This window comes from Nocardia sp. NPDC004278, from assembly GCF_053602975.1.
Window position 1 is genome coordinate 114,238 of record NZ_JBSGEQ010000010.1, and the last position, 14,409, is coordinate 128,646.

A 14,409-nucleotide genomic window follows, 5' to 3' on the forward strand; every position below is an offset into this window, starting at 1 on the left:
CAGTGCCTCGCTGGAGGGTACCAGCCAAGGGCTATCCGGTCGCCGTCTATGCCGGGCCACGCCGCGATATGCCCCAGGCTGCCACCTTGACGCCCGCGTCACGTACAGACACCATGGGGCCCAGCGCGATCACCGGTGGCTGGGATTGCCGATCATGTTCTTGTCCGTTCATTTTCGAGTGCTGGCGATGTCGATCCGGACGTTGTCTGCTCGAGGGACGACAAAAACCCGGTCTCGGGTGGCCTGCCACTGCTGAGGGATCAGGAAGTAGGTATCGGAAGTCCGCGCCAGGAGCCGCAGGCCGCTATAGGCGTAGCGAAACTTCTCGCCCGGCATAGTGATTGGGTCGACCTGCGCACCTTCGCCCTCGATCGCCAGTCGGTCGACGCTCAGAAGAAGAATCGACGGCTGGCCCGGGAACTTCGCCTGAGCCAGGCCGCGCGCATCCGAAATACCCCGCCGGTCGGCGTACGCCCCGATACCCCAAAAGACGCCGGCGAAGCCCAATGCCAACAGCGCGATCAAGATCGTCGTCAGTGCTGATCGCTCTGCATTGCGTTGCGCAAAACGACCGGAACCGATCAGTGCCGGGTAGTTCGCTCGGAGCGTGGTGGCAAAGCCGAGCAGCAAAGCACCCGTTACAAGAAAGCCCGGCAGATAGGTTTCCCATGGCGAGCCGACGGTTGGGGCAAGCAGCCACACCAGACCCGGCGCCACAGCAAGTAGCCCACCGACAGACAGCGTGCACCGGTACCAGCGGCGAAGGGTGCGCCGCGGGCGACGACTTCGAACGGCAAGCACTAAGGGGAGCCCGCGCGCGGAGATGAGCCCCAGCACGACGAGCAGTGAAATCACGACAGGCCAGAAGGTAGGGATGAGACTCCGCAGGACGTAGTCGGCCGTGGTGAAGCCCAGCATGCCGACGTCGATGCCGAAATACCCGTACCATGCACGGGCATAGGCCAGCCCGAAGTAGTAGAGGACTGCTCCCAAAACCACTGTCTGCGAAGCAATCGCTCCCGCCAACGACAGCGCAGAGGCCAACGGCGCCGCAGATGTCTGAGGCGTCGGTGCTGAGTTCACCGGACAACCGGCGACTCGGTCGGCGACACCGTCGTTGTAGTCGTGGTCGTTCTAGTGGTCGTGGTTGAAGGCAATACGGTCGTCGGCCCCAACGTTGTGGTGAGCTCGGCAGTTGGCACCGGTGTCGCTGTGAAGGGAATGACCCTTGTGGATCTCGCGTCCGACGACGGTTCTGTACCCGCCGACGAGCTCGATGAAGGCGACGATGTCAACGACGGCGGTGTGCTGACGTCCGTCCGTTCCGGACTGCCCGGTGAACATGCAGCCAGTGCCGGGACAACAATCGAAGCGACGATGTACCCGATTCGTCGAGAACCGATGTGCATCCGCAGCCACCCCCCTGCATGTGATTGTGGAAGGCGAATTGCCATTCGCTCATCGTAGACACGGGCGCGCACGCAAGTACGTCAAGGAGCTATTCGAGAACTCCTTGCGGGAGTCGGCACCCGAGCGCTGCCGCGAGGAGCCGATAGTGGGCTGGCGCCCAATTGGTGTGGCAGGCCTGGCAGATGCAGCCGTCCGCGGTGATCTGGAGGGCGGCTTGGCGGACGGGTTCACCGCTGGCGTCGGGCCGGTGTACGGTACGCACGCCGCAGGCCGGGCAAGCGGCGACGAGTTCCCAACGGCGCGTGGGCTCGATCAACGTCGTTCCCGCGGCCGCCCAGCGGCGCAGGTCGTTGACCCAAACCTCAAGTAATGGTGTATCTTCCGGCCTCCAAGATGTCGCGGCGAGCTGGTTGAGCCTGCGGATAGTGCCGGGTTGGCCGTTGTCCTCACCAGCGTCTGGACACCAGGCGGCGACGGTGGCGTCGACCTCGGTCAGCCAATCCAGGCCCTCAACCCAGGCCGGTGGAAGGCTGCGCGGGCGTAGGGTTCCGCCCTCGCCTTGGCGTGCGGCAAGTTCGGAGCGGATCTCGAGATAGATGCTGTCGCGATAACCATGGAGGGTTCCGTCGCTGGTGCCGTGGGATTGGTAGCGGTGGCCGATGACCGCATGTACGGCGTCTTCGAGGTCTCGGCAGATCTTAGTGACCGGTTCTGCGCCTGTCATGGTCGCGAATCCTGTTGTGCCGCTGATATCCAAACCATGGTCTCTACCGTAGCGCGAGTCAGTAGATAAAGTGGTGTGGATACCTCCTGCAGCAAGCGATCAGCGAGCGATCGTGGTCGCTGACATGTGTTGCACCTCAACGCGACTCTCGCTTTCTGAACCGGTGCGGCTGGTCAGCTTGCGCGATAGAAGTCGGCCTGCAGCGCGACGAGTTGGGCGTGCTGGTGAACGCAGCTTTGCTCGACCCATCGCGCCAGCACGGCAACAACTTCGGCTTCGTCACGCAGGTAGCAGAGTTCCCTGGCCTGCGCCGGATCGAGCCCGAGCAGGTCTCCGGCCAGCACCGGGATCGATCGAAGCTTCCCTCGCCACGACACCAATCCGGGCAGTGGCCCCCATACCGCCCCGCTGAGCTCGACCGTCCATCCGGCCACGCAGTGCGCGACCCCCTCGGCGCGGTCCTCTCGCCACACGGACTGGTCGTGCAGGTGCGGCTTGGTCCGCAGTGCGTCCAGGACGCGCCGGGCGAGCGGCAAGTTCAATAGGACAGGTCTTCGAACTAGCACAACATAAACCCCCTTTGGCCGAGTAGAGTCGGCCACGTTCAGTGGACCCGCTGGCGCCGCCGATGTCGGCGTCGCGGGCATGATTCGGACTTGCGAATTGCTGCCGCGGAGGCGTGGCCTGCTACGCGAGGGCTACGCCTTGCCGCGAGCAGAGAATTAGACGTGAAATCCATTATGTAGGAACAACTTTCAGCTAACCCACGTGTGGCCTGTGACCCTTTCGTCAGGCGGCGGCGGTTCGGATCCGCCGGTCAGCCGCACACGCTTGGCATCGACACGGACTGTCGTCCAGTCGCCCTGGGTGTCACGTGCCAACATGCCGCCGGTCACCTCTCCGAATTTGTCACCCGCTTGCGGGTGAAGATACGTTGATTAGTTGCCCCGCGAGATGTTGGCTCCGGTCCAGAGATTGCGGTCGGCAGCGCGATAGCCTTCGGCGCTTCTTTCAACGGCGTGTAGTGATCGATGACATCGCTTGCAGCACAGGGGTTCACGTCGATGGTCATTGACCGAGTCTCGATATGTTGCCCTGTTCTGGTCAAGATCATCTCGGGGACAACGTGTCCCGGCGATACAGCAAGAAGGGGACGGGCATTGGAGACCACGAAAGCAGTCGGTCAATGGTTGCGGGCGCGTCGCATCCAGGTCGGGCTGGAGAGACCCGAGGACCTTGGCAACCTAGTGGGTCTGAGCGCGGATCAGATCAAGAAGGCCGAGAACGGTACGCGCACATTGAGCATCGAGTCGTTCGAAGCGATCATCAGGGCGCTCGCACTTCCCGCTTGGTGGGGTCGAATGATTCTCGCCATGACCCGGACCACCCTCATCCCGTCAAACCTCGCCACGGACTACCCGCTAGAGGTCCGAGACCTCCGGATCCTGGAAGGCTATCCGGGACCTGCATGCTTCTACGAAGTGCCGCTGTTCAAGGTGAGGGCGGCAAACAGCAAGTACCTCGAGGCATTTCCTGGTCTGGTTCCTGGTCGATGCATCCTCGAGTGGTTGGTAAACGAACCTGCCGCACGAGAGGTCCTGGTGAACTGGTTCTTCGAGGCGGCGCTGATGGCACAAGGCCTCAAACTCATGTCGCCTGGCCTTGTGCCGCAGAACGAGGTCAACGCCGTCGTGGATGCCTGCCGCCATGCACCGGAATGGGATGACCTTTGGAATGCGGAATTCCCGCAGAGCTGGGCATCCATGGAGGGGAACGCTCTCGAGTGCTCCGTTATCAAGGATATCGAGACCGGGGAGGAACGACCGATGTGGGTTTCTCTCGACGTGAGCGAGTTGCCGTTCAGGCCGTGGTGGATCTACCACCTCACGCCGGTCGACGGACCGCTTGCGATCGCGTCGTAGCCGATGGCCACTCACATCGGCGTGTCAGAGCGAGTGGGAACGGACTGGTTCACAGCGATGGTCAGCGTCGTCCTCTGTCGGCTGCACTTTCGCTCCGCAATCGCTCGAACTCCGTTGCGCAGTGTGAGGAGAACACCGTCACCGCGTCACGGTGATCGCGTACCAGCTCCCGCAACCGCCGCTGGTTTTCGATCCGCAACGGGCGGGATGTGTCCACCGACCGCTGGAAAGCGCGCGCCCCCAACGGCATCCGCGGTCGCTCCTCCATCTGGCCGTGATAGGTATATGCGTCCCCGGCGTGTAACAGCCAGCCATTCCCGGTATCGACCGCAACGCCGACATGCCCACGGGTGTGTCCTGCCAACGGCACCATCAGTATTCCCGGGGGCAGGCTGCCTAGCGCCTGCACTGCTCGCAAGCCGAACCAGTGGTCGTCTCGACTGTCGGACTCCCCGTAGGTCGTCCACTTCGGTCCGTGCTCGAACTGTAAAGGCCGGTACCGGAACCGCTCACGACGCCCGTATACACCCGTCACGGCATCCAGTTCGGCCTGATAGACATGGACAGTTGCGTCCGGAAAGTCCGCCAGCCCGCCCGCATGATCCAGATCCAGATGAGTCACGATGATGTCGCGAACATCCTCACGCGCGAATCCCAGATCCTCCACGTGCCGGGCAATCACCTGATCGAGAACGGGTCTCGTGCGTCGAATGATCTGCGACCCCACCCAGACTTCGGGCCTGGTCACCGCTTGCTCTCCATAGCCGGTGTCAACCAACACCAACCCTGTCGAGTGCTCGATCAGCAGGCAGTGGCACGCAGTCTCTGCACGGCGGAGCATTCCCGGTCGGCCATCGATCAACCGGCCCCCAAGAGGCCGCGTCCCCCCGCCATCCAGATGATGGACACGCACGAATCTGCTCCCTCCCCGATTACCTCAGCTAGTCGGCAACGTTACACGTTCCGCAATCTGCTGCAAGAAGTTCAGCTGTGGCATGCAAGGCTAAAATCGCTGTGCTAGTGCATCATTCGGGAATGTTGGCGGGATAACCGGGGGTCGGGTTGATCAGGTGCGTGTGGTCGGCGCTGCTGCCGAATGGAGGGGTGTCGTGGCTCGCAAGCCATCGATCTTGTACGTCAAAGTTGCCCATTCCTACGCCGTCCATCACGTGACTGAAGCAATATCCCGAACCAGGGAACCGACCAATACCCACTCGCGTCTAACCTGTTGATCCGCACCAACGTTCGAGGAGGCTGCATGACAGGCCAACCCGGCTCGACCCCCAACGATTTCGCGCTGGTCCCCGACGAAGTCGCTGACGCTGGCCGGTACGTCCAGCAGGTCGCTGAATCGCTCGTCAACGGCTTGACCTCGATCGATACCGACATCACAGCACTGCTGTCCAATTGGCGCGGCACCTCCGCCGATTCGTTCAGCGCGGGGTGGACAGAAACCAAGCAGGGCGCCGACACCGTCCTCGACGCATTGGCCGATATGGCCGAACTGCTCGGTGTCACGAGCAAGACCCTGGACGATCAGGACAGGACACGGGCAGACACCAGCCTCGCGTTCACCGGGTCGTTGGACCTTCCGGAGTTGTGATGGTCGAGAACTCACAGCCTTTCCGTGTCGATCTCGACGAGCTCGAGCAGATGGTCGCCCGGGTCTCGGGGTTCATCGGTTTCCTCAACGACAGTCTCGACGGGTTACAGCAACGTATCTCGACGGTGCAGCAGAACTGGAACGGTGCCGCCGCGGATGCGCAGGCCGCGGCTTTTCGCGAGTGGCACACCGGGGCGACTGATGTTTCCGAGGGTATCGACACCATGCGCCAAGCCGTCCGGGATGCGCACGACCGGTACACGGCCGCCATCGCCGCGAATCTCGCGATGCTGGGCAGGTCGTAGGACTCGATGACAACGTTGGTAGTCGATCCTGCGGTGTATTCCTCGGCTGGCAAGACACTGTATTCGTACGCCATCGCGTACCAGCGGATCTTCTCCACACAGATCGCCGCGCTGAGCGAAACCGCCAATATGGGTGGCAATGTGGGCGAATCCAAAGCGTGGGCCACGTCCTATGATTCGACCGTCACCACGGCGAGGAGTATGACCGAACTGCTCGTCACCGCGATGGGCAACTACGCCGGCATACTGAACCAGCTCGGCTACAACCACGCTCTCGCGGATTACGTTGCCGGAACCGGCCGACCGGAACCGACGAAACCAGCGGATTTGTTGCCGGCATGGTCGGTATGCGTGACACCGCCGCCCTCGGCCGGCGGACCTGGTAGTGGCTTGTTCGACGATGTCGGGTTCGCGGTGTCGGCGCTCGAGGATTTCGGCGTGTCGATGCCCGACGGGGAACCGAACGACTTGCAGACCGCCGCCGATGCTTGGGACAAGCTCGCCTCCTCCGAATCGGGAGTGGGCAACTTACCGACGCTGCTGGACCAGCTGGCGAAGACATTCGAAAGCGAAACCGCTCCCGATGCCTCCCATGTCGACGAGGACATCCGGGAGCTGAAGGCGTCCGCCGAGGGCGTGCTCACCCTCTACAAGGACCTCGCTAAATCCTGCCGCGACCATCGCTCGGCGATTCTGGAGTTTCGGACGCAATTGGGCCAGCTGCTGGTCGATCTCGCCAAGGATCTCGCGCAGGAGGTCGCCGAGACCGTCGTCCTCAGTGTGATAGCGGGTGCATTGACGGCCGGGTTCGGTGCCGCGGCGATTGCCGCCGCCAAAGCGGGCAAGCTCGCGGTGAAGATGAAGAAGTATGTCGACCGGGTGCTTGCCGCCAAACGCTTAGCGAAATTCGTCGACAAGGTCACCGAAACCGGCGAGGATCTCGCCGCGAGACGGGCGGCGCTCCAGCGCATCGCCGACCTCATGGCGCAGCGCACGGCCGATATCGCCAGGATCGCGCGCGACAAGTTGAAGAGTTCGCTTGACTACGCGCTCAAGGACGAACCGATGAAACATGTATTCGACTATTCGAAGCATAATCTAGACGAATTTGTCCAGCAATCCGGTAGCCGGGAACAAGCCATGAGAAAATTGATTGAGAGTGTTCAGGGGGTTCCCGAGGGGGTCTATGGGCCGGGCAACGCTTTGGTGCGAACAATAGATGGGCATACGATACATGTACGCGGCGCGATGATTGACGGCGTATTCAAGATCAGTACGGCATACATTCCCTAACGCTTTGGAAGGTGAGGAAATATGAATGGAACATCGACAATGCCACGCCCGCTCTCTTCGTTGGAAGAGTCAATCATTCGGAAATTGTTGTCGGTCGACTTTCCCGGTGCGAGTGAGTTCGTATCACAAATCGCGCACACTCGGGTGGCTGCCAAGTGGAGCGACGGGTCGCCGAGTCTTTATCTGCATGTCTCTTCCGATGCGCCAAAGTCGAGCTTTGAAGATGGCGAGTTGCCGGTATCCGGTGAAGTGACCGACCCGCGCGGGACTGTCACTGGATTCATCACCCTTTGGGCAGAGGATGGGTTTCTACACGGGCTTGAGTACGCGTGGCACACAGACCGGTGCCCAGTGTCGCTACCGAACCCGGCCGATGTCTTGATCAAGCGGTTCAAGTAACACCACCTACGAGGAGGGCTGATGAGTGCCACACCGATTCAGCCGCGGGCGCTCACCGAGCTCGAGTCCGGTGTCGTCGCCAAGCTGCTGTCGTCCGGTGCCGCCGGTGCGGGCGAGTTCCTGTCGCAGATCCCGTTCGCGCAGGCCGTCGCGACCTGGGGTGTCGGTTCGCCCAGCGTTGACTTGTCGGTGCTGCCCAGTGCGGTGCCGGCGTCCGGGTCAACGGACGGAATCTTTGCCAGCGGAGCGGTCACGGACCGGAACGGGGCACCTGTCGGTGAGGTCATCCTGTGGGTCGAGAACGGCAGGCTCAGCGGAATCGAGTTCGCCTGGTATACGGATGAGCGCCCACGGGCGCTGCCCGAGCCCGCGCGGATCGAGGTGCTGTAGAGCTGGCCGAGCTCGCGTGGTTGCTGGCGCGGATACGAGAACTTCAGCCGGAACCGTGGCCAATCGATGTCAACCGGCCATTGTTCGAGACGGGAATCGACTCGCTGGCCCTGACCCAAATCGGAGCAAGAGCTCGACTCGCGTTTACAGTCGACGGCAAGGGCTGGCTGATTTCCTCGCTGGTGATGCAATCGGTCGAAGACGTGGCAGGGCTTCTCGCGCAACGCAGAACCAATGGCGGACCAGCGTACAGTCCGCTCGAGCCGAGACCCGAGAAGTCGCTATTCACGGCGCTGCCTGTGCGTCACGTCGACTCGCTACCGACAATTACCGCTGGCCACAACGACATTGATGACTGGGGCCTACGAGCATGCTGGGTGATGGTCCGGCCGCCGATCGTTGTGTCTGATCGGGCGGCCGGACCTGCAGTGGTTATTCCACTGTCGCAACCACCATCTGTCCGGTGATCTGCTGGACGAACACGTCCGGGTTGACGTTCCCGTCGGCGCGGTGGCGTGCGCCGTGGTCGCCGATCTCGATGTTGACGCCGTGGCCGTCGATGGCGGCTCCGTAGCGTTCGATGTCGCTGTCGTCGTCCATGATGGACAACAGTTCCCCGCCGACGAGGAAGGATTCCCGCGATGGTGGTTGTGGTGTGCCGGGCGGGAAGTACCGGAACAGGGCGGTTTCGGAGATCGTCGTCAGCCCGGCGCCGGTGTCGATGTCGATGTCGATGTCGCGTTGGACGTGCATGACCACGACATAGTCGGTGTCGCGCCAGGGGCGTAAGAGCCGGTAGGCCCAGACCGGTCCCCGGTATGCGTCGGCCGCGGGGAACGGAACGCGCAGCGCACAGCCGTCCGGCGGTGCGGGTGAGGGCGGTAGCGGTGCCGGCGCGGGTGGCTCACGCAGTAGTGCGGCGATGTCGATCACGATGACACCGGCGCGGGCGGCGCGCGTCTCAAGCGGTTCGAGGGGGCCGTGGAAGGTTGAGCCGGGGCAGATGATGGGGCTGGTGTCGCTGACATAGTCGTAGGCGGCGAGGATTCGGTCACAGCCCTCACATCCGCAGTACAGCTGTCGCATCATCAGTAGCGTCTTGCGGATCGGCAGGGAGTGCCATTCGTCATAGCAGTGCGGGCACGTCTCGCGGGTGCCGCTGTCGGGTGCGGCGGCGAGTTGTTCATCGACGAGGACGTCGATCTCGTCGACGAGGGCGCGATCGGGGGTTGGATTGTGTTGAGGCATCAGTTGATTCCGAGTTCGTCTAGTTTGTCCTCGAGCGCGTCAGCGGCGGCGTCGGGGTCGGTGTGAATGGCGCGCAGGCGGCGGATGCGCCCGGCCTGGTCGCGGTAGACAGTGGTCGCCGACCATCGTTCGGGTTGACCACCGTGCGACGGCAGCTGCGCAATGGTGATGGGATTGGAGGTTCCGGGGGCCAGGAGTGGTCTCATAGCCTGCTCCCGGCAACGCCTCGGATGCGCAGATCAGCGACGTCGAGGGCGTCTCGCCATCGGCGTCCTTTGCCTTCGTGGGATTGAACGATGTTGAGCCACAACAGGTCTTGACCCCACATGCCGAAACGCACGAAGTGCATGACCGTGGCGGCGGCGCTGAGGGCGTAGGCGTCGTGTTCGGCGAGCAGCTCGGGGTCGGCACCGAGGTCGAGCAGGGCACGGCCGATCAGCCGTGACCCTTGCCAGTGGCCATCGGCGTCGCGCACGACGTAGCGGTCACCGTGTGGATGTTCGGCGGCGGTGGGGGTGGTGGCATCAGGTGTGGCCGCGACGAGTTCGCGGACCTTCTCCACCAGTGCGGTGGCGGTGATGACGGTACTCATATCAGGCCCTTGCCGATTCGGTTGATGACCTCGGTGAGGTCATCGAGGGTGTTGGTGGCGAAGAACAGCTCGTCGGCCTGGCGCGCGGTGAGTCCGAGCCGTCGCCTGGCGTAGGCGCGGGCGGGCAGGTTGTCTCCGGTGGTGAGATCGCGTGCGGTGGTCAGGTCCGGGCGCAGCTGGACGGGCGGGCAGACGGTGTCGTTGGCCAAGCCTGCGGTGCGTAGTGTCATCGAGTCGTAGGCCCAGGCGACATCAGGGTCGAGCTCGACGACCCACCCGGCGAAGCACATCGCGGTCCGGCAGACCGGCGCACCGTAATCGGCGTGGACGATGTCGTGGATGTGGACGAATCGGTAGGCCCGCTGGTCCCACTCCCTACCTGGGTAGTGCCCGTGGTCGGGCAGATGGCCGATCGTGTCGAGCACGCGGCGAGCGAATCGGATATCAGGGGTGGCGCGGCGGATCATGACCGAACCCCGTGCCTTGCAGCATGTTCGACGCCCATGAGGCGTCCGGCGGCCAGGAGCCGCGTCTGATGGCCCGGCAGCCAGGTGGCTTGACAGCAGGGGCAGTACCCGGTTTCGTGCTCTAGTCCGCCGGTGAGGGTGACGCCTGGTTCGAGGGACTGTTCTGGGCAGGTCGGACACCGCCGCCCCGCCAGCAGTCGAGTCAGGCTGGATACGATCCGCGCGGCCGTCGAGCGCCCGGAATCATGAGCGTCGACGTGCGCTTCCGGGCAATACATATTCATGACGATTTTCATCGTTTCTCCCGTAGATGCGGTATTCAATTCACACAGAAGATTCCGGTGGTGCTAGCCACAGTGAAATCCCCTGCCTCACAGTCTATTTCATGCAATATCGATCTTCAATGGCTCATATTCGTTGTTAAACAAGATAATTCGCACTCTCTATCCGTCGAACACTCCTCTGCTGCGGCACAGACTGAAATAGCTACCCGACGGTGTCCACGGCAGGCCGTGGGTGGAATGGTGCAACTCGTGCGGGAACAGGCGTTCATCGCGGGCGTAGCGCCATTGGCGCAGGTTCACCACGGTCGGATGTTCTTCGTCTTCGTAGCCGCGTCCAGGGACGATGCCGTACCCGAATTCGGGCCACCGCAGCAGCAGTGACGAACCGATCGGGCGCACCGACCGCGACCGCCCATCGGCAGCGTGCGGGATATGGCCTTCCAGGATCAGCGTGAACCGGTATTTCACGCGCAACCGGTCCAGGATCCGCACCAATTCCCGTGCACCATCAGCGCCCTCGGTATCCAGCGCATTGAGCCGATACAGCGGCCCCGCCACCACGAGCACGGGCTGATGGGCAGCGATCGCGGCTTCGATGCGGCGCAGCTCGCGCGGTTCCTCGAGCCGCACCCCGTCGGGGCGGGCCTCGATGCGCAGTTCGTCGTTCCAGTCCGGGTGCGGATGGTTTTGTTGCTCGCAGACGGCGTCGACGCGGGTGACGATATTGCGGTAGCGGCGGCGCAGCTGGCCGGGCAGGTTCTCCGCGTCGATCACCAGCACCCGATGCGACACCGATTCCGGCGCACCGTGACCGGTGATCGGCGCGGCCAAGAACGGATGCAGGCCCGCGGTCACCGCGCACGCGATCTGTGCCAGCAGCGTGGATTTCCCGAGTCCTTCGATACCGGTGAGGATCATGCGGTCCCCGTACTCGAACAATTGTGGGATCAGCCAGTCGTAGGAGTCGCTGCCGGCCAGCAGCTCGGCCACCGACGGCGGTAGCGCCGAAACCCCCGGCGCCGCAGGGTCGGTGAAATCCAGATCCAGGCCCTCGCGCGCGCGGGCGACGACCTGACCAGTTAACGATAGGTCCCCGTTGCGGTGCAGGACGTGCAGTTTCTGGATCATCCGGGTGGCTTCGGCGACGGCGGTGCGGGCGTGCCAGAGGGTGATGATGCGGTCGGCGAAGTACGGCACCGATCCCGGTACGCCCTTGCCGAGGAGGTGAAGGGTGAGCGTGCGCAGCCGCTGGCTGTTTGTACCGAGTTCGCCTCTGCTGGCGGCCTTGTCGAGGATCACGACCGGATCAGCTGGCTGCCCGTCGCGCAGCACCTCGACCAGGGTGGCGTGCAGCAGCTGATGCGCGGGCGGGTAGAACGCGTCGGTGGGGATCTCGGCGACCATGTGTGCGACCTCGGTGTTGTGCTCGGCGTAGAGCGCCGCGCCGAGGATCTGCTGCTCGGCCTCGATATCGCACATCTCGGGGCACTCCCAGTCCTCGGCGTTCACGTGCGAGCCCTCTGAAGGCGTTCACGCAGCTTCGAGGCCGCCCACATCCCGGCCTCACGCATTCCGGCGAGTTCGGCACGCAACAGGTCCTGGTGGACGCCATCGCCGAGCAAGGTTTCCAACTCGGCGCGCAGGGCTTCTCGCGCTGGACCAGGTGGGGTGCCGCCGTGGCGGGTGATGGCGTCGATGTGGTCGCGGGCCAGCCGGAACGCCATCGCCCGCACCTCACCGGGTGTGACCGGATCCGGGGTCGGTAGCGGGGTGTGCGCGGCCGCCATCCGCCGGGCATAGCCGCTGTCGCCGTGTGGGTCGAAAAGCCGGTCGGTGTCGGGGTTTTCGGTAAGGTCGCCGGTGGCGAGGAATTCGGCGCGGGCCTCGATCAGCGCGTCGGCGCGGTCCAGTTCGGCCTGGGCGTGGGCGTGGCGCAGCCGACCGGCGTGCGGGTCGGCCAGGACCGCGACAGCGTCAGGTGCGAGCCTGGCCAGGACGCGTTGGCGCATCGCTGGGGTGGCCGGGATTTCCGGTGCGGCGGCGTTGAGCCGGTCGGCGACGTCCTCGCCGCCGTGGTGACGACGCGGAGCCGGTCTCGGTGGTCTTGGTGGGGGTGGTTTTCCTTCCCGCGCGTTACTTACCGCAGGGTGGATACCTACAGAAGAAGAGATATCTATAACTTGTAACTTGTGAGACGCGTACGCGAGGCCCGCTTCGGCGTCTGTGGTTTCGCCAGCGATTTCGGTAGCGGTTTCGCTAGCCGAACCGCGTGTTTCCGCCGTTTCCGTCCGACTCTCTGATTTGCCTTCTGAGCTGGTCTTTTCATGCGTTCCGGTGGGGTGGCAGTAGTGGTTTTGATGCTTGCGATAGTCGTGCATGATGTCGAAACCTTGGCGGCATGGTGTCGCCGCTGTGCAGCCACCGTGGCGGCATGGTGTCGCCGTGGTGCACTCGTGGTGATGCCAGGATCCCGCCACGGTGAGGACGTCACGGATGCGTCGCGGCGCAATCCTGCGCGCTTGGGCGGCGGCGATGACGCCGTTGGTGCGGTTGCGGGCACAGTAGATCCACAACTCGATCAACGTCAGCTTCGTCACCGGGGACATCGGCCCGGTCTTACGGTGCTCGAGGAAATCGAAGCTGACCTTGATATAGCCGCGAGTGTCCTTCTCACCTCGGGCGGCATCGTCGGTGTAGACGTTCTGATGCTTGCCGTAGTCGTGCATGACGTAGACACCCTGACCGCACGATGCCGCCACCGTGCACACACCATGGCGGCATGGCGTCGCTGGCGTGCACTCGTGGTGATGCCAGGACCTCACCTCGGTGAGAACATCACGGATGCGTCGCGGCACCTTGCGGGCTCGAGACGCCGCAACAATGCCGTTGGTGCGGTTGCGAGCGCAATAGATCCACAGCTCGATCAAGGTCAGCTTGGTGACCGGCGACATCGGGCCGGTCTTGCGGTTCTCCAGGAAGTCGAGGCTGACCTTGATGTAGCCGCGAGTGTCCTTCTTGATCTCGTCGCGGGATTCAACGGGCATCGGCGTACTCCGAAAGGCTGGGCGCGCCAAAGCCGCTCGGCACCGCCGATACGGTGCCGAGCTGCTGGGTGTTGAGCGCGCGTTCGGCAGGCAGCGGGTCAGGTGCGCGGCTGGACATCGCGGGATTCGTGTTCACCGTCGTGCCAGCGACGTTCGGTCACCCACGCGCTACCGCCACCGCCACCGCTCTCGACGACGTAGCTGCACTCATACAGCACGCGCACCACCCGACCGTTCATATCGCGGCACTGGTGGATCGCAGACCACTGCTGCCCGTCGCCGAACGGGTCACGCTCACCCGACAGCGGCAATCGCGCTGGTGTACTGGCGATCTCGTGCGCGCTCATGGGCGGCTCCATACCGGCGTGTATACCGAGGGCTGCTGTGTTCTTCTGGACCGTGTCTGCGATGAGCGGATGCGGCCCCGTTTGAGGGCAGCGCTGATCAGCCAGTGGGCTGTCCCGTCATCGAGCGAACAGACCTGCTCGAGGGTGAACGGCTCTCCGTGTTCGATGAGGGCGTCGAGGTTGTCGGAGATGCGTTGCTCGGCTGGCGACAGAATCAGGCAGTCGTAGCGCAGGATCCGGGCTTGCAGAGTGCCCACCGTGATTCCGAGCTTGCGAGCAATCGCCTCGTGGCTCATCAGCGACTGACGCAGAAACCGGTATTCCTCGACAAAGACCATGCGGGCGTCCTCAGCGGCGATACGTGCGGCGCTGGGCTGCGAA

20 protein-coding genes are annotated in these 14,409 nt (G+C 63.5%); 5 read left to right on the forward strand and 15 right to left on the reverse strand.

The features are described from left to right. Positions 1 to 168: 168 nt before the first annotated feature. From ACWEO2_RS17870 to ACWEO2_RS17890, 5 genes are all read right to left on the reverse strand, one after another. On the reverse strand, positions 169 to 1,083 hold the full coding sequence (locus ACWEO2_RS17870; protein ID WP_452406308.1) for a hypothetical protein: 915 nt from the start codon (positions 1,081 to 1,083) through the stop codon (positions 169 to 171). A gap of 51 nt (positions 1,084 to 1,134) precedes the next feature. Beyond that, positions 1,135 to 1,344 carry a hypothetical protein gene (locus ACWEO2_RS17875; protein WP_452406309.1) on the reverse strand — a complete coding sequence of 70 codons (210 nt, stop codon included), beginning with the start codon at positions 1,342 to 1,344 and terminating at the stop codon, positions 1,135 to 1,137. Positions 1,345 to 1,498: 154 nt separating this feature from the next. Further along, the gene (locus tag ACWEO2_RS17880) at positions 1,499 to 2,134 is read right to left on the reverse strand and encodes a DUF7341 domain-containing protein (protein WP_452406310.1); all 636 of its coding nucleotides are present in this window, start codon (positions 2,132 to 2,134) and stop codon (positions 1,499 to 1,501) included. A gap of 173 nt (positions 2,135 to 2,307) precedes the next feature. After that, entirely contained in the window at positions 2,308 to 2,676 is a 369-nt protein-coding gene (locus tag ACWEO2_RS17885) for a hypothetical protein (protein WP_452406311.1), read from the reverse strand. Positions 2,677 to 3,026: 350 nt separating this feature from the next. After that, positions 3,027 to 3,206: a hypothetical protein gene (locus ACWEO2_RS17890; RefSeq protein WP_452406312.1), complete on the reverse strand. Its 180-nt coding sequence runs from the start codon at positions 3,204 to 3,206 to the stop codon at positions 3,027 to 3,029. An 88-nt stretch (positions 3,207 to 3,294) separates the two neighbouring features. Between ACWEO2_RS17890 and ACWEO2_RS17895 the strand changes: the two genes are divergently transcribed. After that, complete coding sequence (locus ACWEO2_RS17895) at positions 3,295 to 4,056, forward strand: helix-turn-helix domain-containing protein (protein ID WP_452406313.1); 762 nt, start codon at positions 3,295 to 3,297, stop codon at positions 4,054 to 4,056. Positions 4,057 to 4,117: 61 nt separating this feature from the next. On the opposite strand, the gene ACWEO2_RS17900 is transcribed toward ACWEO2_RS17895, so the two are convergent. After that, positions 4,118 to 4,969, reverse strand: a complete 852-nt coding sequence (locus tag ACWEO2_RS17900; protein ID WP_452406314.1) for an MBL fold metallo-hydrolase — start codon at positions 4,967 to 4,969, stop codon at positions 4,118 to 4,120. Between the two features lie 345 nt (positions 4,970 to 5,314). Between ACWEO2_RS17900 and ACWEO2_RS17905 the strand changes: the two genes are divergently transcribed. The 4 genes from ACWEO2_RS17905 to ACWEO2_RS17920 all read left to right on the forward strand — a co-directional run bounded on the left by ACWEO2_RS17905 (position 5,315) and on the right by ACWEO2_RS17920 (position 8,046). Then, a complete protein-coding gene (locus tag ACWEO2_RS17905) occupies positions 5,315 to 5,659 on the forward strand; it encodes a WXG100 family type VII secretion target (protein WP_452406315.1) in 345 nt (114 codons plus the stop codon). Further along, the gene (locus ACWEO2_RS17910; protein WP_452406316.1) at positions 5,659 to 5,964 is read left to right on the forward strand and encodes a WXG100 family type VII secretion target; all 306 of its coding nucleotides are present in this window, start codon (positions 5,659 to 5,661) and stop codon (positions 5,962 to 5,964) included. The genes ACWEO2_RS17905 and ACWEO2_RS17910 overlap by 1 nt, the downstream gene beginning before the upstream one ends. A 6-nt stretch (positions 5,965 to 5,970) precedes the next feature. Beyond that, a complete protein-coding gene (locus tag ACWEO2_RS17915; protein WP_452406317.1) occupies positions 5,971 to 7,257 on the forward strand; it encodes a hypothetical protein in 1,287 nt (428 codons plus the stop codon). A 420-nt stretch (positions 7,258 to 7,677) separates the two neighbouring features. Then, entirely contained in the window at positions 7,678 to 8,046 is a 369-nt protein-coding gene (locus ACWEO2_RS17920) for a hypothetical protein (protein ID WP_452406318.1), read from the forward strand. A gap of 432 nt (positions 8,047 to 8,478) precedes the next feature. Here ACWEO2_RS17920 and ACWEO2_RS17925 read toward each other — a convergent pair whose 3' ends face one another. The 9 genes from ACWEO2_RS17925 to ACWEO2_RS17965 form a co-directional block, all read right to left on the reverse strand. After that, on the reverse strand, positions 8,479 to 9,294 hold the full coding sequence (locus ACWEO2_RS17925; RefSeq protein ID WP_452406319.1) for a hypothetical protein: 816 nt from the start codon (positions 9,292 to 9,294) through the stop codon (positions 8,479 to 8,481). Further along, positions 9,294 to 9,500, reverse strand: coding sequence for a hypothetical protein (locus ACWEO2_RS17930; protein ID WP_452406320.1), 207 nt, complete (start codon positions 9,498 to 9,500; stop codon positions 9,294 to 9,296). Before ACWEO2_RS17930 ends, ACWEO2_RS17925 begins: the two co-directional genes overlap by 1 nt. Next, positions 9,497 to 9,886: a hypothetical protein gene (locus ACWEO2_RS17935; protein WP_452406321.1), complete on the reverse strand. Its 390-nt coding sequence runs from the start codon at positions 9,884 to 9,886 to the stop codon at positions 9,497 to 9,499. Before ACWEO2_RS17935 ends, ACWEO2_RS17930 begins: the two co-directional genes overlap by 4 nt. Further along, positions 9,883 to 10,353, reverse strand: coding sequence for a hypothetical protein (locus ACWEO2_RS17940; RefSeq protein WP_452406322.1), 471 nt, complete (start codon positions 10,351 to 10,353; stop codon positions 9,883 to 9,885). Before ACWEO2_RS17940 ends, ACWEO2_RS17935 begins: the two co-directional genes overlap by 4 nt. Before the next feature lie 443 nt (positions 10,354 to 10,796). Then, the gene (locus ACWEO2_RS17945; protein WP_452406323.1) at positions 10,797 to 12,146 is read right to left on the reverse strand and encodes an AAA family ATPase; all 1,350 of its coding nucleotides are present in this window, start codon (positions 12,144 to 12,146) and stop codon (positions 10,797 to 10,799) included. After that, the gene (locus ACWEO2_RS17950) at positions 12,143 to 13,681 is read right to left on the reverse strand and encodes a hypothetical protein (RefSeq protein WP_452406324.1); all 1,539 of its coding nucleotides are present in this window, start codon (positions 13,679 to 13,681) and stop codon (positions 12,143 to 12,145) included. The genes ACWEO2_RS17945 and ACWEO2_RS17950 overlap by 4 nt, the downstream gene beginning before the upstream one ends. Next, the gene (locus ACWEO2_RS17955; RefSeq protein ID WP_452406325.1) at positions 13,671 to 13,799 is read right to left on the reverse strand and encodes a hypothetical protein; all 129 of its coding nucleotides are present in this window, start codon (positions 13,797 to 13,799) and stop codon (positions 13,671 to 13,673) included. The genes ACWEO2_RS17950 and ACWEO2_RS17955 overlap by 11 nt, the downstream gene beginning before the upstream one ends. Further along, a complete protein-coding gene (locus ACWEO2_RS17960) occupies positions 13,780 to 14,028 on the reverse strand; it encodes a hypothetical protein (RefSeq protein WP_452406326.1) in 249 nt (82 codons plus the stop codon). The genes ACWEO2_RS17955 and ACWEO2_RS17960 overlap by 20 nt, the downstream gene beginning before the upstream one ends. After that, the gene (locus tag ACWEO2_RS17965; protein ID WP_452406327.1) at positions 14,025 to 14,366 is read right to left on the reverse strand and encodes a hypothetical protein; all 342 of its coding nucleotides are present in this window, start codon (positions 14,364 to 14,366) and stop codon (positions 14,025 to 14,027) included. Before ACWEO2_RS17965 ends, ACWEO2_RS17960 begins: the two co-directional genes overlap by 4 nt. Positions 14,367 to 14,409: the final 43 nt, after the last annotated feature.